The 19,734-nt window shown below is 72.7% G+C and carries 19 protein-coding genes; 8 read left to right on the forward strand and 11 right to left on the reverse strand.

Translation table 11 applies throughout. From position 1 onward, the window contains the following. Positions 1-41: 41 nt before the first annotated feature. The 3 genes from gatC to gatB are packed head-to-tail and all read left to right on the forward strand — an operon-like array spanning position 42 to position 3,282. Positions 42-341, forward strand: coding sequence for an Asp-tRNA(Asn)/Glu-tRNA(Gln) amidotransferase subunit GatC (gatC, locus tag AC2EAQ_RS12845; protein WP_484644489.1), 300 nt, complete (start codon positions 42-44; stop codon positions 339-341). Continuing rightward, positions 338-1,834 (forward strand): Asp-tRNA(Asn)/Glu-tRNA(Gln) amidotransferase subunit GatA, encoded by a 1,497-nt coding sequence (gatA, locus tag AC2EAQ_RS12850; protein WP_484644494.1) that lies wholly within the window; start codon positions 338-340, stop codon positions 1,832-1,834. The genes gatC and gatA overlap by 4 nt, the downstream gene beginning before the upstream one ends. Continuing rightward, entirely contained in the window at positions 1,831-3,282 is a 1,452-nt protein-coding gene (gene gatB, locus AC2EAQ_RS12855; protein WP_484644496.1) for an Asp-tRNA(Asn)/Glu-tRNA(Gln) amidotransferase subunit GatB, read from the forward strand. The genes gatA and gatB overlap by 4 nt, the downstream gene beginning before the upstream one ends. A 21-nt stretch (positions 3,283-3,303) precedes the next feature. On the opposite strand, the gene AC2EAQ_RS12860 is transcribed toward gatB, so the two are convergent. Both AC2EAQ_RS12860 and pyrE read right to left on the reverse strand, forming a co-directional pair. Beyond that, positions 3,304-4,035: a hypothetical protein gene (locus tag AC2EAQ_RS12860; protein ID WP_484644500.1), complete on the reverse strand. Its 732-nt coding sequence runs from the start codon at positions 4,033-4,035 to the stop codon at positions 3,304-3,306. A gap of 22 nt (positions 4,036-4,057) precedes the next feature. Next, the gene (gene pyrE / locus AC2EAQ_RS12865) at positions 4,058-4,747 is read right to left on the reverse strand and encodes an orotate phosphoribosyltransferase (RefSeq protein WP_484644502.1); all 690 of its coding nucleotides are present in this window, start codon (positions 4,745-4,747) and stop codon (positions 4,058-4,060) included. A gap of 22 nt (positions 4,748-4,769) precedes the next feature. Here pyrE and AC2EAQ_RS12870 point away from each other — a divergent pair, with 22 nt between their 5' ends. After that, positions 4,770-5,555 carry an exodeoxyribonuclease III gene (locus AC2EAQ_RS12870; protein WP_484644506.1) on the forward strand — a complete coding sequence of 262 codons (786 nt, stop codon included), beginning with the start codon at positions 4,770-4,772 and terminating at the stop codon, positions 5,553-5,555. 29 nt (positions 5,556-5,584) lie between these two features. On the opposite strand, the gene AC2EAQ_RS12875 is transcribed toward AC2EAQ_RS12870, so the two are convergent. Then, positions 5,585-5,974, reverse strand: coding sequence for a phosphopantetheine adenylyltransferase (locus tag AC2EAQ_RS12875; RefSeq protein WP_484644508.1), 390 nt, complete (start codon positions 5,972-5,974; stop codon positions 5,585-5,587). After that, positions 5,971-6,255 carry a hypothetical protein gene (locus AC2EAQ_RS12880; protein ID WP_484644510.1) on the reverse strand — a complete coding sequence of 95 codons (285 nt, stop codon included), beginning with the start codon at positions 6,253-6,255 and terminating at the stop codon, positions 5,971-5,973. Before AC2EAQ_RS12880 ends, AC2EAQ_RS12875 begins: the two co-directional genes overlap by 4 nt. Before the next feature lie 109 nt (positions 6,256-6,364). Here AC2EAQ_RS12880 and AC2EAQ_RS12885 point away from each other — a divergent pair, with 109 nt between their 5' ends. The 3 genes from AC2EAQ_RS12885 (at position 6,365) to AC2EAQ_RS12895 (ending at position 8,633) form a co-directional block, all read left to right on the forward strand. After that, positions 6,365-7,105 carry a helix-turn-helix domain-containing protein gene (locus tag AC2EAQ_RS12885; RefSeq protein ID WP_484644512.1) on the forward strand — a complete coding sequence of 247 codons (741 nt, stop codon included), beginning with the start codon at positions 6,365-6,367 and terminating at the stop codon, positions 7,103-7,105. A 138-nt stretch (positions 7,106-7,243) separates the two neighbouring features. Further along, on the forward strand, positions 7,244-7,921 hold the full coding sequence (locus AC2EAQ_RS12890; protein WP_484644514.1) for a helix-turn-helix transcriptional regulator: 678 nt from the start codon (positions 7,244-7,246) through the stop codon (positions 7,919-7,921). A 61-nt stretch (positions 7,922-7,982) separates the two neighbouring features. Then, positions 7,983-8,633 carry a Crp/Fnr family transcriptional regulator gene (locus AC2EAQ_RS12895; RefSeq protein WP_484644516.1) on the forward strand — a complete coding sequence of 217 codons (651 nt, stop codon included), beginning with the start codon at positions 7,983-7,985 and terminating at the stop codon, positions 8,631-8,633. A 27-nt stretch (positions 8,634-8,660) separates the two neighbouring features. On the opposite strand, the gene AC2EAQ_RS12900 is transcribed toward AC2EAQ_RS12895, so the two are convergent. The 3 genes from AC2EAQ_RS12900 to AC2EAQ_RS12910 are packed head-to-tail and all read right to left on the reverse strand — an operon-like array spanning position 8,661 to position 11,986. Further along, entirely contained in the window at positions 8,661-9,164 is a 504-nt protein-coding gene (locus tag AC2EAQ_RS12900) for a hypothetical protein (RefSeq protein WP_484644518.1), read from the reverse strand. After that, positions 9,161-10,153, reverse strand: a complete 993-nt coding sequence (locus AC2EAQ_RS12905; protein ID WP_484644524.1) for a phosphatase PAP2 family protein — start codon at positions 10,151-10,153, stop codon at positions 9,161-9,163. The genes AC2EAQ_RS12900 and AC2EAQ_RS12905 overlap by 4 nt, the downstream gene beginning before the upstream one ends. A 57-nt stretch (positions 10,154-10,210) precedes the next feature. Beyond that, a complete protein-coding gene (locus tag AC2EAQ_RS12910; protein WP_484644528.1) occupies positions 10,211-11,986 on the reverse strand; it encodes a hypothetical protein in 1,776 nt (591 codons plus the stop codon). Positions 11,987-12,327: 341 nt separating this feature from the next. Between AC2EAQ_RS12910 and AC2EAQ_RS12915 the strand changes: the two genes are divergently transcribed. Next, positions 12,328-15,084 (forward strand): hypothetical protein, encoded by a 2,757-nt coding sequence (locus AC2EAQ_RS12915; protein ID WP_484644530.1) that lies wholly within the window; start codon positions 12,328-12,330, stop codon positions 15,082-15,084. Positions 15,085-15,132: 48 nt separating this feature from the next. On the opposite strand, the gene AC2EAQ_RS12920 is transcribed toward AC2EAQ_RS12915, so the two are convergent. From AC2EAQ_RS12920 to AC2EAQ_RS12935, 4 genes are read right to left on the reverse strand one after another with little or no spacing between them, the layout of a single operon-like run. Continuing rightward, on the reverse strand, positions 15,133-16,101 hold the full coding sequence (locus AC2EAQ_RS12920; protein ID WP_484644532.1) for a Bug family tripartite tricarboxylate transporter substrate binding protein: 969 nt from the start codon (positions 16,099-16,101) through the stop codon (positions 15,133-15,135). A 29-nt stretch (positions 16,102-16,130) separates the two neighbouring features. After that, positions 16,131-17,120, reverse strand: a complete 990-nt coding sequence (locus AC2EAQ_RS12925; RefSeq protein WP_484644534.1) for an NAD(P)H-binding protein — start codon at positions 17,118-17,120, stop codon at positions 16,131-16,133. A 28-nt stretch (positions 17,121-17,148) separates the two neighbouring features. Continuing rightward, positions 17,149-18,117 carry a M48 family metallopeptidase gene (locus tag AC2EAQ_RS12930; protein WP_484644537.1) on the reverse strand — a complete coding sequence of 323 codons (969 nt, stop codon included), beginning with the start codon at positions 18,115-18,117 and terminating at the stop codon, positions 17,149-17,151. Continuing rightward, positions 18,114-19,724, reverse strand: coding sequence for an AmpG family muropeptide MFS transporter (locus tag AC2EAQ_RS12935; protein ID WP_484644539.1), 1,611 nt, complete (start codon positions 19,722-19,724; stop codon positions 18,114-18,116). Before AC2EAQ_RS12935 ends, AC2EAQ_RS12930 begins: the two co-directional genes overlap by 4 nt. Positions 19,725-19,734 lie beyond the last annotated feature (10 nt).

Genomic DNA, 19,734 nt, shown 5'->3' on the forward strand with positions numbered 1-19,734 from the left:
GGGAATGCACTGCCGGTTTCACCTTTGCACCCCGTTTCAACATGTCGCTGACCCCCGCCGACGTGAGCCGCATCGCGCATCTGGCCCGTCTCGAACTGAGCCCGGCCGAATCCGACGCGATGCTCGGCCAGCTCAATGGCTTCTTCCGCATCGTCGAGCAGATGAGCGCTGTCGACACGCGCGGCGTCGAGCCGCTGTACACGCCGCTGGCCGCGGTGCAGCCCGCCGCGCTGCGCCTGCGCGACGACGCCGTCACCGAACCCGACCAGCGCAGCGCCAACCAGGCCAGCGCGCCGGCGGTCGAGGACGGCCTGTACCTCGTGCCCAAGGTGATCGAATGAGCGCTGCCGTGCACACGCTGGGCGTGGCCGCGCTCGGCCAGGCGCTGGCGCGGCGCGAGCTGTCCAGCGAGGAGGCGGTGCGCGAGCTCGCCGCCCGTGCCACGGCGCAGGCCGGGCTGGGCGCCTTCGTCCACCTCGACACCGACGGCGCGCTGGCGGCCGCCCGGGCGGTCGACGCCCGCCGCGCGGCCGGCGAGGCCCTGGGCCCGCTGGCCGGCGTGCCGATCGCGCACAAGGACATCTTCGTCACCCGCGGCCAGCCCACGACGGCCGGCTCGCGCATGCTGGCGCGCTATGCCAGCCCGTTCGACGCCACCGTGGTCGAGCGCCTGGCCGCCGCCGGTGCGGTGAGCCTGGGCAAGCTCAACTGCGACGAGTTCGCGATGGGCTCGTCCAACGAGAACTCGGCCTACGGCCCGGTGCGCAACCCCTGGGACCCGGCGCGCGTGCCGGGCGGCTCGTCCGGCGGCTCGGCCGCGGCCGTGGCCGCGCGGCTGCTGCCCGCGGCCACCGGCACCGACACCGGCGGCTCGATCCGCCAGCCCGCGAGCTTCTGCGGCATCACCGGCATCAAGCCGACCTACGGCGTGTGCTCGCGCTGGGGCATGGTGGCCTTCGCCTCCAGCCTCGACCAGGCCGGCCCGCTGGCCCGTTCCGCCGAGGACTGCGCGCTGCTGCTGTCGGCCATGAGCGGCTTCGACGCGCGCGACGCCACCAGCGCCGAGCGCCCGCCGCAGGACTTCCATGCCCGCATGCGCGCGCCGCGCGAGGGCGCCACCGCGGCGCGGCCGCTGGCGGGCCTGCGCATCGGCCTGCCCAGGGAGTTCTTCCCCGCCGCGCTGGCGGCCGACGTCGACGGCGCGGTGCGCGCCGCGCTGGCCGAGTTCGAGAAGCTCGGCGCCACGCTGGTGGACGTGAGCCTGCCGCGCACCGAGCTGTCGATTCCCGTCTACTACATCATCGCGCCGGCCGAGGCCAGCTCCAACCTGGGCCGCTTCGACGGCGTGCGCTACGGCCACCGCGCCGAGCGCTATGCCGACCTGATGGACATGTACAAGAAGAGCCGGGCCGAGGGCTTCGGCGCGGAGGTCAAGCGCCGCATCATGATCGGCACCTACGTGCTCAGCCACGGCTACTACGACGCCTACTACCTGCAGGCGCAGAAGCTGCGCCGCATGATTGCCGACGACTTCCAGCAGTGCTTCGGCCAGTGCGACGTGATTGCCGGCCCGGTGGCGCCCACGGTGGCCTGGAAGCTCGGTGCGCAGGACGACGACCCGGTCAAGGCCTACCTGGCCGACATCTTCACGCTGCCGGCCAGCCTGGCCGGCCTGCCCGGCATGAGCGTGCCGGCGGGCTTCGGCGAGGGCGGTCTGCCGGTGGGCCTGCAGCTTGTGGGCAACTACTTCGACGAGGGCCGGCTGCTGCATGCGGCGCACGCGTTCCAGCAGGCCACCGACTTCCACGCCCGGGCGCCGGGGGGTGCCGCATGAGCGCGCCCCAACTCGTGCGCGGCTGGGAGGTCGTGATCGGCTTCGAGACGCACGCCCAGCTGTCCACCGCCAGCAAGATCTTCAGCGGCGCGCCCACCGCGTTCGGCGCCGCGCCCAACACCCAGGCCTGCGCGGTGGACCTGGCGCTGCCCGGCGTGCTGCCGGTGATGAACCGCGGCGCGGTCGAGCGCGCCATCCGCTTCGGCCTGGCCGTGGGCGCGCGCATCGCGCCGCAGTCGATCTTCGCGCGCAAGAACTACTTCTACCCGGACCTGCCCAAGGGCTACCAGATCAGCCAGTACGAGATCCCCGTGGTGCAGGGCGGCTCGGTGGACATCGTCGTGGGCGACGTGCGCAAGACCGTGCGCCTGACGCGCGCCCACCTCGAGGAGGACGCCGGCAAGTCGCTGCACGAGGACTACCACGGCATGTCCGGCATCGACCTCAACCGCGCCGGCACGCCGCTGCTGGAGATCGTCACCGAGCCCGACCTGCGCAGCTCGGCCGAGGCCGTGGCGTATGCCAAGGCGCTGCACACGCTGGTGGTGTGGCTGGGCATCTGCGACGGCAACATGCAGGAAGGCAGCTTCCGCTGCGACGCCAACGTGTCGGTGCGCCGCCCCGGCCAGCCCTACGGCACGCGGCGCGAGATCAAGAACCTGAACAGCTTCCGCTTCCTGCAGCAGGCAATCGACTTCGAGGTGCAGTGGCAGATCGACCGCCTGGAGGACGGGCTGGCGATCGAGCAGGCCACCGTGCTGTTCGACCCCGACAGTGGCGAGACCCGCGCCATGCGCAGCAAGGAAGACGCACAGGACTACCGCTACTTCCCCGACCCCGACCTGCCGCCGCTGGTGATCGCGCCCGACTGGGTCGAGCGCGTGCTGGAGGCGATGCCCGAGCTGCCGGCGGCGATGGCTGCGCGCTTCGAGCGCGACGACGGCCTGTCGGCCTACGACGCGGCCATGATGGCGCAGAGCCTGCCCTTCGCGCGCTACTACGAGGCGGTGCGCAGCGCCTGCGGCCAGCCCAAGCTGGCGGCCAACTGGCTGATGGGCGAGGTGTCCAAGCGCCTGAACGCCGAGGGCCGCGAGATCGACGCCGCCCCGGTGCCGGCCGCCGCCCTGGCGGCGCTCATCGGCCGCGTGGTCGACGGCACCGTGTCCCACAGCGGCGCGCGCCAGGTGCTCGACGCGCTGTGGTCGGGCGAGGGCGCCGAGGTCGACGCCGTCATCGCCGCGCGCGGCCTGAAGCAGATGAACGACAGCGGCGCGCTCGAGGCCATCGTCGACGCCGTGATCGCCGCCAACGCGAAGTCGGTCGAGGAGTTCCGCGCCGGCAAGGACAAGGCCTTCAACGCCCTGGTCGGCCAGGTGATGAAGGCGTCCAAGGGCCAGGCCAACCCCGCCCAGGCGGGCGAGCTGCTGCGCCGCAAGCTCGCCGGCTGACCCGCGGTCGCCGGCGCGGGGTCAGCGGCTCTGCGACGCCGACGGGCGGGCCGGGCGCGCGGCCTTGGGGTCGGCGGCCGGCGTGTCGCCGGCCATCACCACGATCGACCCCGGCGCGGCACCGGCCCACAGGCGCTTGAGGTGCGCCAGTTCCAGGTCGTAGCGCCGGCCGATGCGTTCCAGCTCGGCGCGCTGCTGCGTCTGCGCGTCGCGCTGGGCGGCCGCGGCGGCGTCGTTGGCGTCGAGCTGGGCCTTCAGGGCCGAGGGCAACTGCTTGCCCTTGTAGAACTCGGTCTCGTCGATCAGGGGCTTGCGTTCGCGCTCCAGCTCGGCCAGGCGGGTTTCGGACAGCCGCATCGACGCGCGCACGTCCTCCAGCGCCGACGTGCGCGCCTTCTGGTGCTCGGCCTCGGTCGGGAAGCGCTGCAGCAGCAGCCGGTCGCGCCGCACCGCCTCCAGGCGGGCCTCCCGTTCGGCGGCCGCCTTGCGGTCGCGCGCTTCCTTTTCGGCCCGCTCGTCGGCGGTGAGCTGCGGCGGCACGATACGGATCAGAGTGCCGTCGCCCGACAGCACGCGCTGCTCGCGGTCCATGCACTCGCCGATCAGCCGGTCGGACGTGAGGGTGCGGCCGGCGGCATTGGTGCAGGTGAACACCTGCCGCAGGCTGGCCTGCGCCCAGGCGCCCGCGGCCACGGCGGCCAGAAGCGCCGCCAGCGCGGCCCGGGGGGCGAATCGAAGGGCAGAGCGGTTCATCGGCTGGGGCTGGTTGGACAGTTCAGACGCCGTAGCGTTCCCGGTAGGCCGCAACGGCCTCGGTGTACGGGGTGAGCGAGCTGTCACTTGTAACGCGCAGATAGTGCAACAGGTCTGACAGGGTCGCAATTGCGCAGACCTCGAGCCGGAGCTGCGCCGTGATGTACTGCACTGCCGAGGTCGGTTGATCAACCCCGCCCTCGGCGCCCTTTTCCTGCCGGTCCAGCGCGATCGCCACCCCGACCGGCGTGGCGCCGGCCGCCGAGATCATCGCGATCGACTCGCGCACCGAGGTGCCGGCCGAGACCACGTCGTCCACGATCACCACCCGGCCGCGCACCGGCGCGCCCACCAGGGTGCCGCCCTCGCCGTGGTCCTTGGCCTCCTTGCGGTTGTAGGCGAAGGGCACGTTGCGGCCCAGCCGCGCCAGCTCGACGGCCACCGCCGAAGCCAGCGTGATGCCCTTGTAGGCCGGGCCGAACAGCATGTCGAAGTGCAGGCCCGAGGCCAGCAGCCGGCGTGCATAGAATCCCGCCACGCGGCCCAGCTTGTCCCCGTCGTCGAAGCCGCCGGCATTGAAGAAGTAGGGCGACAGCCGGCCGGCCTTGGTCTTGAACTCGCCGAAGCGCAGCACCCCGGCCTGCACGGCGAACTGGACGAACTCCTGCGCCAGCGGGTCTGCGGCGGGCTGAGTCGGCTGCGGCTGTGTCATCGAACCTTCCCCTCGGAGCGCCATGTTTCGCCTCGTCTCGCTCAACCTCAACGGCATCCGGTCGGCGGCCGACAAGGGCTTCGTGGCCTGGGCGGAACGGGCGGGCGCGGATTGTATCGGCGTGCAGGAGGTCAAGGCCCAGGCCGAGGACGTGGCCGGCCGCTTCGACCAGGTGGCCGGCCTGGACGGGCACTACCACTTCGCGCAGAAGAAGGGCTACTCGGGCGTGGGCCTGTTCACGCGCAAGGCGCCCAGCGACGTGAAGATCGGCTTCGGCTCGCGCGAGTTCGACGCCGAGGGGCGCTGGGTCGAGACCCGCTACGACACCGCGAAGCGCAAGTTCAGCGTGATCAGCTGCTACTTCCCCAGCGGCAGCTCGGGCCCGGAGCGACAGGAGGCCAAGTTCCGCTTCCTGGCGAAGATGTACCCGCACCTGGTGAAGCTCAAGGCCGAGCGCGACTTCATCCTCGTGGGCGACGTGAACATCGCGCACAGGGAGATCGATCTCAAGAACTGGAAGAGCAACCAGAAGAACAGCGGCTTCCTGCCCGAGGAACGCGCCTGGCTCGACAAGCTGTTCGGCAAGGCCGGCCTGGTGGACGTGTTCCGCACGCTCAACGACCGCCCCGAGCAGTACACGTGGTGGAGCCAGCGCGGCCAGGCGCGCGCCAAGAACGTGGGCTGGCGGCTGGACTACCACCTCGCCACGCCCGCTATCGCCGCCAAGGCCCGGCGCGAGGAGATCTACCTCGCCGAGCGCTTCTCCGACCACGCGCCGGTGGTGATCGACTACGACTTCAAGCTCTGACGCGGCGGCGGCCGCGCCGGGGCGTTCGGTCAGACGGCGGCGCGCGGCGCGGCCGGCGCCAGCCACAGCACGCTGGCCAGGGCCAGCAGGGGCAGCAGGGCCACGTCGATCCACCACACGCGCTGCAGCGCGGGCGCCAGGCCCGACGGCGCCAGCAGCACGAAGCCCAGCACCGAGACCCAGGCCGCCACGAGCGCCAGGCCCTGCCATGCGGGCCGGAACGCGGCGGCCACCAGCAACGCGCCCAGCAGGCCGAACAGCAGGGCCCGGTGGCGCATCATCAGCAGCAGGTCCGGGTTCTCGATGCGAAGACCGTACAGCTGTTCCAGCCGCGCGGCCCCCAGCACGCCCAGCAGCGGCAGCAGGTGCACGCCACCGGTGACCAGCAGCACGGCGCCGATGGCCAGGCGGCGGCTCATCGACGGCCCCACAGCAGGTAGGCCAGCAGGCCCAGCGAGCCGCCCGCGAGCGTCAGCCCGATCCAGGGCCACCAGGGCCGGCCGCGCGCGCGGCATTCGCGGGCCACGAAGCCCATCGCGATCGTGCAGGCGATCACCAGGTCGATCGTGATCTGCGTGCTGCCGATGTTGGCGAAACCGCCCTGCCAGATGCCCAGGTAGCCCACCTGCAGCAGGACCCAGATCGAGAAGGCGCCGAACGCCAGGGCAATGATCCAGACCAGGGGCGACAACCAGCGCATGCATGCTCCTCGAAGTGACGACGGACCGCACTGTCGGGCCCCCACGGCATGCCGGCAATGACCTGCGGGGTCATCGCGCCCACCGCTGCGCTCCCCTATCCTGCGGCCCATGCATCCGCTTGCCGCCCTGCGCCGCCAGCGGCGCGTCAGCCAGCTCGAGCTCGGCCTGCGCGCCGGCGTGTCGCAACGCCACCTGAGCTGCATCGAGACCGGCCGGGCCCGGCCCTCGCGCGGCACCCTGCTGGCCCTGCTCGACGCGCTGGACGCGCCGCTGCCCGAGCGCAATGCGGCGCTGCTGGCCGCCGGGCTGGCCCCGGCCTACAGCCAGCACGCGCTGGACGCGCCGCAGCTGGGCCCGGCCCGCGACGCCCTGCAGCAGATGTTGCACGCACCGGGCAGCCCGCCGGCGCTGGTGATCGACGCCGAGTGGAACCTCGTGATGGCCAATGCCGGCGTGCAGCGCCTGCTGGCACTGCTGGGACTGCCCATGCCCGAGGGCCCGGCCAACCTGCTGGACTGGCTGCTCGGCGGGGCCGGCCTGCGCGGCTGCCTGATCAACGAGGACGAGGTCTGCGGCGAGGTGCTGCACCGCGCGCGGCGCGAGGCGCAGCATGTGCCGGCGCTGGCGGCGCGGCTGCAGCGCCTGGCGCCCGACGTGCCGCCCTGGCCGGCGCCGGCCGTGCACACGCCCTTGCTGCTGACGCGCCTGCGCTCGAGCGCCGGGGAACTGCGCCTGTTCTCCATGTTCAGCAGCTTCGGTGCCCCGCTGGACGTGACGCTGGCGTCGCTGCGCATCGAGCACCTGTTCGCCGCCGACGCGGCCACCGCGGACGCGCTGCGCGGCGACTGAGCCCGCACCGCACCGGGCGGAGGTGAATCCGTCACAACCTGGACGGTGCAGATTCACCGCCCGCGCGACGGGGCGGCTCCTATCGTGACGACACACCCTGCCGACCCGTGCAGGGGTCGCCACGCAGGAGGACCCGCCATGCTCTTCGATCCGCTGTCGCCCCAGGCCGGCGTCGAGGCCCCGCCCGCCGCGCCCGGCCCGGCCGCCGCCCACCCCCCGGCCGGCGCCGCGCCCTGGATGGCCCGCATGCTCGACGAGATCGACTACGGCATGCTGTTACTGGCCGAGGGCGGCATCGTGCTGCATGCCAATCACCTCGCGCGCAGCGAACTGGACGACACGCACCCGCTGCAACTGCTCGGCCGGCAGCTCCGGGTGCGCATGACCCAGGACGTGGCGCCGCTGGCCGACGCGCTGTCGGAGGCCGCACGCCGCGGAAAGCGCAGGCTGCTCGCGCTGGGGCAGGGCTGCCGGCAGATCAGCGTCGCGGTGGTGCCGATGGGGGTGGACGAGGCCGTTGGTGCCCTCACGCTGCTGGTGTTCGGCAGGCGGCGCCTGTGCCCCGATCTGACGGCGCAGTGGTACGCGCGGGACCAGGGTCTCACGCCGGCCGAGGCGCGCGTGCTCGAGGCGCTCTGCGAGGGCTACAGCCCGAAGACCATTGCCCAGATCCAGGGCGTGGCCCTGTCCACCGTGCGGTCCCAGATCGGGGCGATCCGCACGAAGACCGGCACGGGCAGCATCGGCGCGCTCGTGCGCCAGGTCGCCGCGTTGCCACCGATGGTCACCGCGTTGAGGGGGATGACCCTGCAGTGACGCGCGCACGGGTTGGCTACCATGGTGCCGACGGCCGGGTTCTCCCACCGGCCCAGGTTCCATGGCCAGCCCGCCTGCACCCCTTCCTGACGACGCACTGCCGCCGGCCCTGCGCACTCTGGCGGCGCGAGGGGTGCATCGGAGCTACCGCAAGGGCACGCTCATCATCGAGGAAGGGACGCTGGGGGACACGCTGTACCTCCTGCTGGCCGGGCGGGTCCGGGCGTATTCCAGCGACGGGCGGGGCCGCGAGATCGTCTACGCGATCCACTCACCGGGCGACTATTTCGGCGAGATGAGCCTCGACGGCGGGCCGCGGTCGGCCAGCGTGGTGGCCGAGACGGCGTGCACCTGTGCGGTCCTGACGCGCCAGACGCTTCGCGACCACATCCGTGCCGAGCCCGAGTTCGCGCTGACGATGATCGAGCGGCTGATCCGCCGCGCCCGGCTGGCCACGGCGAGCGCGCGAAGCATGGCCCTGCTGGACACCTACGGCCGCCTCGCCGCCCTGCTGGAAGGGCTGGCCGAGCCCCTGCCGGACGGGCAGCGCGTCGTCTCCGAGCGCCTGACCCACGCCGAGCTGGCCGCGCGCATCGGCTGCTCCCGGGAGATGATCAGTCGCCTGCTGAAGGACCTGGAGCGCGGCGGCTGGCTGCAGGTGCAGGCTCGCCACCTGGTGCTCGGGCCGCGGCGGCTGCCGGCGCGCTGGTAGGCAAGGCCGGCGCGCCGCGCGGGCCCTTCACCGAGATGGCATGAAGGCGGGCCCCGTGCCCGACAAGGCCTCGAGCGCGCGTTTCAGTCTGGCCACCGCCTGCTCGGGGGTCTCGCCCTCCTTGATCTTCACCGAGTCCCGAACGCCTTCAAGCAGCGTGTCCTTCAACGAAGCGTTGATGATCCCCGTGAACTTGACCGTCACGGTATGGGTCGCTGCGGTTTCACGAGACCGGTCGAACGGCGTCAAGGTCAGCCCCGGAATTCCCGGGGCTCCGGGCATCGCGATGACCAGGCTCTGCTTGTCGCCCTCCTTGACGGCCAGTGCCAGGGTGACCGATGCCTCGCTGATCAGCAGACTCGCCGGCCGCCCCTGGCCTGCCTGGTGGACCTTGGCGGCCTCGAGGGCGTCGAGCAGCTGCCTCAGCGCGGCATCCACCTCGACCTGACTGGCTTGCACCGGCGGCCGGGTGGAACAGCCCGCGGTCAGCGCGGCCACCGCGAGAGCGATGGCGAATGCATGGATCTTCATTTCAGTTCTCCTCTGCAGGCATCGACCAGTTGGCCCCAGCGCGGCGCGGCTTGGCGCAGACCGGGCGACAGCAGCCATCGCCCCAGGGCCTGCCCGAGCCGCGTCCCGGCCTCGGTGTCCGCCACGGTGTGCAGGCCCGCGGCCATGCGGTTGTCGGCCAGGCGTTCTGCCACCGCCCCCAGGTAGCGGGCCTGGTCGGCGTTCGCCCCCAGAAGGTCGATCAGCACGGTGGCCAGTGCATGCGCCGTGGTGGCATGCCCGCTCGGGAAGCTGGCGTGGCCGGGTACCGGCACCCAGGGCAGGTCGGGCAGATCCAGGACAACGCTCGGGCGCGCCACGTTCAGCCCGTGCTTGATCCGGTAGAGCGGCCCGGCGACCACCGCAGACACCAGCTCCATCAGCTCCACGGTCCGGTCATGGAAGTCCGGCTCGAGCCCGGCTTCGAGGGCCAGCGTCAGTTCGAGCCGGGTGGCCTGCGCGATGACCTCCACCAGTCGCCCGGCGTCCTTCGGCTCCGCGGCCCGGTCCAGGCAGTCGCGGGCCTGCCGCGCCAGTTCGATGTCGCTGGGCACGGTGGCGCTCCAGGCGGCAGCCCCCTGCAGCGTCACGCTGGCCGAAGGCGCGGAGACGTCCACGACGATCATCGACTCCAGGTCACGGGCCAGGGTGAAGAGCCAGTTGCGTGCCGACTGCTGTCCGCGGTCCACCCGGCCACCGCCTCGTCGCGCGGGCACTGGCCGCTGGCCGTGCCGGCCGTCGACCAGGTAGGCGTGCAGTGCCGCGTTGCCGGCATGCAGGGCCGGATCGATGTCCGACTTCTCGCCGCGTCGCACCTCCCAGAGTGCGCGGTTGATCGAACCCTGCGGCGGCTCCCCGGTGCCCTTCATGGTCACGCTCTGGGGGCCCAGCGGCGGCTCACCGGTGCCGAGGGTTCGACCGGAAGGCGGGCGCAGGGGCGGCTCGCCGGTGCCAAGGGGATCGAGGGACATGCGTCTTCTCCTGCAGGGGTTGGTGGGTAAGGGGGAAGCCTCCGGTCAGGGCGGGGCTCATGCGGGAATGCCGGCCTCTCTCAGTGCCTGGGCCTCTCGGGCGACCTGGGTCAGGTCCGCGCCGGCGTGGAAATCGACATAGCGCTGCACCGATGCCGCAGGCTGAAGCGCCAGGTAGGCGGCGGCGCTGCGCCGGGCCCCGTCGAGGTCACCGTACGCGGCCTGGGCCAGGATCAGCTGCACCCAGCCGGGCAGGTGGGTGGCGTTGGCGCGCAGCGAGCGCTGGGCCCGGGCGACCGCTTCCTCGTGGCGCCCGGCGATCCGCAGCGCCAGCGAGGCGAAGGTGTCGAAGAAGTAGGCCATCGGGTCCAGCGGCGACAGGGCGCAGGCGCGCTGGGCCGCCTCGACGGCCTCGGGGCCCCGGCCCAGCAGGGCCAGTGCATTACCGCGGAACAGCCACGCCAGGGGTTCGCTGGGGTTGTGACGCAGTGCGAGATCCACGCCGGCCAGGGCCGCCGCGGGCTGGCGGTCGACGTAGGAACACAGGTGAGCCTGCAGGGCGGCCGCCAGCGCGTTGGCCGGATCCAGGTCGAGCGCGCGTCCGATGTGGCTGCGCGCCCGGGCAATGTCGGCGTCGCGATCTCGCGAGCGGCGCTGGGGCAGCTGCAGGAAGTGCCACTTGGCCATCCAGGCGCGGGCCGCCGCGGCGCGCGGGTGGCGTTCCACGAGATGCTCCAGGGCGAGGAACGATCGCTGGTGTTCGTCCGACGCGACCCTGTGCATCAGCGAGATCGCATGCAGCAGCAGCGAATACCCGCGCAGCGATGGCAGCGCGGCCTCCCGGGCACTGCGCCACTCCAGCAGGAGCACGGCCTGCGAGGCCTCGCGCGCCACCCGGCATGCCAGCCGGTCTTCCGAAGTCAGCAGATCGTCGACCGACAGCGAGGCCTCGCGCGTCCACACGGGCTCGCCATCGGCCTCGGTCGTCAGCTGAAGGCTCAGGCGCAACGCGCCCGACTGCCGAACCAGCGAGCCCGACAGCGCGTAGTCGGCGCCCAGCCTGCCCGACAGGTCGGCCGACGACAACCGCCGGTCCGCCAGCGCGCTGGACGACAGTGCCGAGAGCACGCGCCACCCGCTGCAGGCCGACAGGGTGGCCACGAGGTCGTCGACGAGCACGCGCGCGACGGCCCGGTCCGCCTCGTCGGCGGCGTCGATCGACAGCGGCAGCACCACCAGCGTGGGCACCAGCGAGGACTCGGGACCGTCGGTCGTCGGCGGTCGCGTGGCCGGCCGCGACGACCGGACCCGGAACGCCCGCAACGGACCCTCGATGTGCTTCACGTAGCACAGGCCGAGGTCTTCGATCTCCGCGTCCCAACCGTCGAGCAGTTGGTCCCGCGCGGCATCGGACAGCACCACGTCGCCCGGGCGGGCCAGGGTGGCAAGGCGGGCGGCCAGGTTGACACCCTGGCCATAGATGTCGAGGGCGTCGATCACCACGTCGGCCTCGTGCAGGCCCATCCGCAGCGCCAGCCCCGATGGCATCGAGTCCGCCAATGCATGCAGGGCCAGCGCGGCGGCCACGGCCTGCCGGACATGCTCGAACTCCAGCAGCATGCCGTCGCCCAGGCTCTTCACGAGGCGCCCCGCATGGGACGGCAGCACCGTCGCGCGGGCGTGGTGCACGAAGCCGCGCCAGACGTCGATGAAGCCGGCCTCGTCCTCCTGCATCCGGCGCACGGACTCCACCACGTCGACGATGACGACAGCGCGCCGGGCCCGGGTCGGCTCGGGAGGGGTCCAGAAGTCCGTGGTCGTTGGGTCGGTCATGGAGCGGCGCGAGGGCGGGCCTGCGTCCGCATTCTGGTGGAGGACACGCCCCGCAGGGTGTGTCGACCGCCAGCGGTGTCCACAAACGAGAGGACGTCGGGCGCCTTCATCCCCCCGCCAGCCGATGCCGGCGGTGCCTGCGCTGCCTACAACCGGCCTCGGGACACGCGGTGTGTCCGGTTGCATGGAGCACAAGACATGAACATCGATTCCAGAAGGCGGACGTTTCGTTCGGCGGGGGCGTTGACACTCGCCGCAGCGCGGAGGATGTGCACGCGCGATGGCCCTCCTACAAACCGCACCCTGGACACGCGGTGTGTCCGTTGCATGGAGCACAAGACATGAACATCGATTCCAGAAGGCGGACGTTTCGTTCGGCGGGGGCGTTGACACTCGCGGTGCTGGCCGCAGCCTGCGGCGGCGGTGGCGGCGGTGGCGACGACGCGCCGCCCGCCGCCAGCGCGGTCACGTTGCCGGGCCGGGTGGCCGTCGGCCCGATCCAGGGCGCCACCGCCTGCTACGACCTCAACGACAGCCGCGCCTGCGACACGGGCGAGCCGCGCAGCGCGTCGCCCAGCGACGCCGCGGGCAACTTCACCATCCAGGTCGACGCGGCCGTCGCCGGACGGCACCGCCTGATCGTCGAGGTGCCGGCCAGCGCGGTCGACGCCGACACCGGCCAGCCCGTGGGCACGGCGTTCGTGCTGGTGGCGCCTGCCACCGGCAGCGGCGGCGCGCAGGCGGTGTTCGTCAGCCCGCTGACCACGCTGGTGCAGCAGCAGATGGACGCCACGGGCCAGACCCGAGCCGACGCCGCGGCCTTCGTGCAGGCGCAGGCGGGCCTGCCGGTGTCGCCGCTGGCCGACTTCACCGCCGCGCAGAACGCCGACAACGCCCGTGCCGCGCTGACGGCCAAGCTGGTGCTGCAGACGTCGCAGCAGCAGGCGGCCGCCGTGGCCTCGGCCGTCGGCCAGACCGACCTGTCCGGCGCGCCGGTGACGCAGGCCGACGTGTCCCGGGCGGTGCAGGCCCGCGTGATCGCCGCGCTGCCCAGCATCGGTGCCGCGGCGGCCGACCCGACCCTGGCAGCGCTGACGGGCACGGCTCGCGAGCAGGCGGTGATCGCCGCTGCGGCGCAGGTCGTGGCGCAGATCGCCTACACGCCGGAGCAGGTCCGCTTCGATGCGTGCCTGGTGCGCCTGCCGCAGGTCGCCGTGGGGGCGCCGTCGGCGGGAGCCAACATGCCGGCGCTGCAGTACACCGACGCCCAGAACTGGTTCTATCGCGCCAACGTCAGCACCGAGGCGGACAGCACGCCGGACGCCAACGGCCAGACGCGCTACTACAGCCTGCGCACCCGCATGGCGCCCTATGCCAACCTGCCGCAGCGCGGCGTGGCCGAAACCGTGGCGCGGACCTTCAATCCCGAGCTGCACTGGAACGGCAGCGCCTGGGTGGACTGCCGCGTCGGCCAGCGCGACCGCAGCAGCGTGCGCGACGCCCAGGGGCGCGGCACCTACACCTTCTGCGACCGCCACGAGGTCGGCACCAGCCAGCGCGCGGACGTGGACATCGCCGGCCAGTCGCTGGCGTCGGTGTGGACCAACCGTCTGCTGCCGGCCGCGCAGCAAGCCGGCCTCGTGGGCGTGTGGACCCTGCCCGACGTCGCGCTGCTCGGCAACGGCGTGTTCCCGGCCGGCTCGCGCCTCGTGCTGCAGACCAACACCATCACCGACAGCGCGGTGACCTACAACACGGTGGACAGCAACCGCGTGGGCGTGGCGACGGCCGACGTGTCGCAGGGCGGCGACGGCCGCACCGGCTCACCCGCCTGCGCCGCGACGACCACCCAGACCGTGGGCATCACGCTGGAACTGATGGTCGAGCGCAACCCGGGCCGCCCCTGCATCTTCGGGCCGACGACCGACGCCAACGGCACCAGCCTGGACCCGAACGAGATCTGGGGCAACACCAGCGTCAGCCTGGGCACCTTGTCCGGCAACACGCCGCCGCCCGCCGGCACCGGCACGCACTACACCACCAACCGACTGCTGCGGGTGGCCTTCACCGGCGGCCACGCCACGCTCTACCTGTCGTGCCTGCAGCGCACGTCCAACGCCGCGTCGCGCAACTGCACGCCGCTGGGCACCGGCACCTTCTCGATCGCCCCGCTGGGTGACGCCCGCATCATGACCTTCGCCAACCTGCCGCCCGCCGCGCAGGCGATGGCGACGCAGCGCGTGTTCGTGGAGCGTGGTGGCCAGGTGTGGTTCGGCTACCGGCTGCGCGTGGGATCGGTCAACGCCTCGGTGCGGCTGAACCTGCCGGCGGCCAACGCGGTGCTGGAGCAGCTGCGCCTGCCCGTGATCGCGCCCACCGACGCGCCCCAGCCGCTCACCGGCGCCAAGGCCGCCAACGCCAGTCGCCTGGCCGGCGTGTGGTTCTTCGAGGACGCTGCCGGCGCCGGCCTGCTGCGGTTCGACGCGTCGGGCCGCTATGTCACGGCAATCACCGACGCGCCGACCGGCCGCACCCAGCCGGGCGTCGAGCTGGGCTGGTTCGAGATCGACGGCAACGGCCGCGCGCAGCGCGTGCTGCAGGTCGACAGCAATGGCGAGGACACCTTCTCCCACAACCTGGCGAACTCCACCTTCGCGGTGACAGCGGACACGCTGTCCCGCACGATCGATGGCGTCACGGAGTCGGTGCAGCGCTTCCCTGACAGCGGCTCGGGCCTCGTCGGGGTGTGGTCGACGTCGGCCACCGACCTGGCCGCGCCGACCTTCGCGTTCCTGCCCAGCGGCCGGATGATCTCGGTGCATCCGTATGCCGAGACCAGCGGCCCGTGCGCGGCGAGCCGACAGGGCTCCCCGGGCGTGGAAGCGGCGCCCTACACGTTCAACGCGGCCACCGGCGCCCTGGCGATCGGCCCCCGCACGCTGGACACCACTGGCTGCACGGGGCTGTGGGACAGCACCGTGGACCCGGCCGATGCGGTCTTCCAGACCACGGCGACGATCGCGGCCGACGGCCGCTCGATCGTGCTCACCCTGCCCGAGGGCGGCACCGTGACGCTGTTCCGGATCCCGGTGCGCTGACCGGTCCGGGGGTGGAGGGGGCGGTCCGCGGCGGGCCGCCCCTTTCGCTCATTGCGCCTCGATCTTTGCCTCGCGGATCGCCTTTTCCCACTTGGCCGTCTCCAGCTTGTTGCGCTGGGCCAGGGCCTCGGGCGTGCCGGGCTCGACGGCAAAGCCGTTGGGCGCGAACTTGTCCTGCACGTCCTTGCTCGCGGCAGCGGCGTTGATCGCCGCATTGAGCTTGGCGATCACGTCCGGCGGCGTGCCGGCCGGCGCGAACACCGCGAAGTAGGCGATCAGCTCGTAGTCCTTCAGGCCGAGCGCCTCGTTCACCGTGGGCAGCTCGGGCACGGCCGCCGCGCGCTTGGTGGAGGTGACCGCCAGGCCGCGGATCTTGCCGGCCTTGTGCTGCGGCACCGTCACCGCGAAGTCGGCCGAGAACATCATCACCTGGCCGCCGATCAGGTCGGTCATCGCCGCCGGGCCGCTCTTGTAGGGGATCGGGTTCATGCGCACGCCGGCCATGCTGGTCAGCATCTCGGCCGACACCTGCTGCGACGTGCTCGCGTAGGCGAAGCTCACCTCGCCCGGCTTGGCGCGCGCCAGGTCCACCAGCTCCTTGAGTGTCTTGGCCGGCACGTCGTTGTTCACCGCGATCATCAGCGGCAACGAGCCGATGTAGCCCACCGGCGCGAAGGCCGTGTCCTGGTCGTAGGGCAGCTTCTTCATCAGGTACTTCAGCGCCGCGTTGGTGCTGTTGGTGCCCACGAGGATGGTGTAGCCGTCGGGCGCGGCCTTGGCCACGATGTCGGCGCCGAGCATGCCGCTGGCACCGGGCTTGTTGTCCACCACCACCGGCTGGCCCAGCGTGGCGGCCATCTTCTCGGCGAAGACGCGCCCGATCTGGTCGGTGGCGCTGCCGGCGGCGAACGGCACCACGGCGCGGATCGGCTTGTTCGGGTAGGCCTGGGCCATCGCGCCGGCGCTGCACAGCAGGGTGGCGCCGAGCACGGCAAGGCGGCGGTTGATCAGCTTCATCTCGTTGTCTCCTTGGGGGAAAAGCGGGGTCAGAACACGGCGTGATCGCCGCGCTCGGGCGCGGCGGCGCCGCGGGCCAGCGCGGCGTAATGGTCCCACAGCGTGCGGCTGCCCGCCGACGGCGTGGCCTGCGCGTCGTAGCGCCCGGCGGCGGCGTCCCACACCAGCATCGACTCGGTGGCGTAGTAGCGGCCGATGCGCGCCAGCTCGGCCTTGGCCGCCAGCGCGGGCACCACGCGCCCCGCGGCGCCGAGCAGCGCGACGATGCCGTCGAGCAGGCCCACGGGCACCTGCCGAAAGCGCGGCGGCCGGCCGAGCAGCGCGAACAGCCGCTCGCCCTGCTCGCGCGGCGTGATCGCCGGGCCCGGCCCGCCGATGGGCAGCACCCGGTTGCGACGCTCGGGCCGGTCCAGGCAGTCGGCCAGGTAGTCGGCCAGGTCCTCGTCGGCGATCGGCTTGCAGGCGGTGAGCGTGCCGTCGCCGAACAGCAGGTAGGGCCGGCCCTGGCGCACGCGCTCGACCTGGCCCGACAGCGACTTGAAGAACGCGGTCGGCCGCACGATGGTCCAGTCGATGCCCGACGCCATCAGCGCCTGCTCGAACGCCAGCTTGGCGTGCTGGAACGCCAGGCGCGGCTTCTGCACGCAGATCGCCGACAGCAGCACCATGTGGCCGACGCCGGCTGCGCGTGCGGCGTCGAGGGCCTGCAGGTGGGCCCGGTGGTCCACCGCCCAGGCGTCGGCCGGCGCGCCGGTGCGCGAGGCCAGGCACGACAGCAGCACGTCGAAGCGCTCGCCCGCGAGGCCGTCGCGCGCCAGCGAGGCGGCATCGCAGGGGTCGCCGAAGCGCAGCTCGGCACCGGGGAGCAGGGCGCGCGTGGCGTCGGGGGCGAGCCGGCCGCCTGCGCCGGCGCGGGGCCGCACCAGGCACACCACGCGGTGGCCGCGGGCCACCAGCGCGGCCACGGTGGCGCGGCCGATGGTGCCGGTGGCGCCGAGAACGAAGACGCGCAGGCTCACCCGGGCCTTTTCCGCGCGGGCCGAGGCGTCAGCTGGCCGCAGGCGACGGCGGTGCGAAGCTGCGGTCGGGCCGCGGCGCCCGCGCGAACAGCGGCTCCACCTTGGGCAGCTTGCCCTGGATGTCCTTGATGCGGGTCTCGCCGGCCGGGTGGGTGGACATGAACTCCGGCGGCGCGCCCTTGTTGGCGGAGAGCATCTTCTGCCACAGCGTGACGCCGGCGCCGGGGTCGAAGCCGGCGCGCGCGGCCAGCTCCATGCCGACGATGTCGGCCTCGCTCTCGTCCTCGCGGCTGAACTTCAGCGTCAGCAGCTGCCCGCCCATGTTGAGCAGGGTGTCGCCGGCGGCGCCCAGGCCGAACAGGCTGGACACCAGCGACGCGCCGATGCGCGTGGCCGCGGTCTTGCCCATGCGCTCGCGCGCATGCTCGCGCAGCGCATGCGCGATCTCGTGGCCCATGATCGCCGCCACCTCGCCGTCGGTCAGCTGCAGCTTCGACAGGATGCCGAAGTAGAAGGCGATCTTGCCGCCCGGCATGCAGAAGGCATTGAGGTCCTTGCTGCCCAGCAGGTTGACCTCCCAGCGCCACTGCCGCGAGCGCGGGTTCCAGGGTTCGGCGAACGGGATCATGCGCTGCGCGATGTAGCGCAGCCGCTGCACCTGCGGATGGCCGTCGGGCGCCAGTCCGCGCTGCTGCGAGGCCTGCCTGAGCATCTGGGCGTACTGCTGTGCGGCGGCCTGCTCCACCTGCTCGGCCGGCACGAGCTTGGTGAACTTGCTTTCCTTGCCGACGTCGCGGCGCACGCCTTCTTCGGCCTGCGCGGCCGACTGCTGCGCCAGGGCCAGGCCCGGGGCGGCGGCGCCCAGCGCGCCGGCGGCCATCAGCCCGGTGAACAGGCGGCGCGAGTGCAGCGCACAGGCGCAGCCGCGGCCATGGGCCAGACGCGGCAGGTCCAGGTGGGCATCGGTGCGGAAGTCTGTGGATGCAACGGCGGTCATCGGGACGGCTCCTCGGGGGCGGCGTCCAGCGCCCTGACGCTGGTCCGCAGCCACCACAGCAGCGCCAACGCCGGCGCTGCCGCGATGGTAGACACGATGAAGAAGGCCGGCCAGCCGATGGACTCGGCCAGCACGCCGGCCAGCGGCCCCACCCACACCCGCCCCACCGACGCGAAGGCCGACAGCAGCGCGTACTGCGTGGCGGTGAAGCGCTGGTTGGTCAGGCTCATCAGGAAGGCCACGAAGGCCGCCGTGCCCATGCCGCCGGAGAGGTTTTCCGCCGTCACCGCCACCAGCAGCGCGCCGTCCACCGGGGTCGGCGCGGACAGCTTGACCACCACCCAGTCGAAGGCCGGGATGGTCACCGCGCCGAGGCTGCCCTTGGCGCCGACGGCCAGCCACCAGAACGCGAGGTTGCTGGCCATCTGCAGCACGCCGAACAGCATCAGCGAGCGCCACAGCCCGAGCTTGAGCATCAGCGCGCCGCCGGCCAGCGCGCCGGCGATGGTCAGCCACAGCCCCAGCACCTTGTTCACCACGCCCACCTCGGCCGGCGTGTAGGCCATGGCCTTGAGCAGGAAGGGCGTCAGCAGCGACCCGGCGAAGGCGTCGCCCAGCTTGTAGAGCACGATCAGCACCAGGAACGCGACCGCGCCGCGCTGGCTGAAGTAGCTCGACAGGCCCGACAGCAGGGTGTCGAAGCGGGCACGCCGCGCGGCCCAGGTCGCCAGCGGCAGCGTGATCGCGATGCCCGCCAGCAGCGACACCAGGTCGGCCCAGCGTCCCTGCAGCGCGGGCGGCAGGCTGCTGCCCTGCCACAGTGGCGCCATCGCGGCGCGGACCCCCGGCGCGAGCAGGCGGTCGGTGAGCAGGTAGCCCACCGCCACCGCGGCCACCACCGCCAGGAAGCCGAGCAGGTCGTGGCGCGCCGCGCCGGGCGCCGCCGCGCCTGGCGGCAGCGGCGGCGGGGGCGGCAGCCGCGGCAGCAGCGTGGCCGACAGCACCGCTGCGGCCACCATCAGGCCGGCCATGAAGCGGTACACCTCGGGCCAGGTCCAGCCGCCGCCCTGCTGGGCGTCGGTCCAGATCAGCGCGATGCCGCCGGACAGGATCATCGCGGCGCGGTAGCCGGCGATGTTCAGCGACGCGCCCATGCCGCGCTCGGCCGGCGGCAGCATGTCGGTGCGATAGGCGTCGATCACCACGTCCTGCGACGCCGACAGGAACGCCACCGCCACCGCCATCAGTGCGAAGGCCTGCGTGGCGCCCTTGGGCGACAGGCCGGCCAGCGCGAACAGCGCCGCCGCCAGCAGCAGCTGCGTCAGCACCAGCCAGCCGCGGCGCCGGCCGAGCCACGGCAGGTCGAAGCGGTCCATCAGCGGCGCCCACAGGAACTTGAAGGTGTAGGGCAGGCCCACCAGCGACAGGAAGCCGATGGTGGCGACGTCCAGGCCTTCCACCGACAGCCAGGCCTGCATCGCCTGGCCAGTCAGGGCCAGCGGCAGCCCGGAGGCGAAGCCCAGCAGCACGACGACGGCCGCGCGGTACCACGCGGCGGCGCGGCCTCTCGGGGCCGGGCCGGGCGGGACGGCGTCGCTCAGGGGCATCGGGGGATTC

The sequence above is a fragment of the Aquabacterium sp. T101 genome, assembly GCF_057219775.1.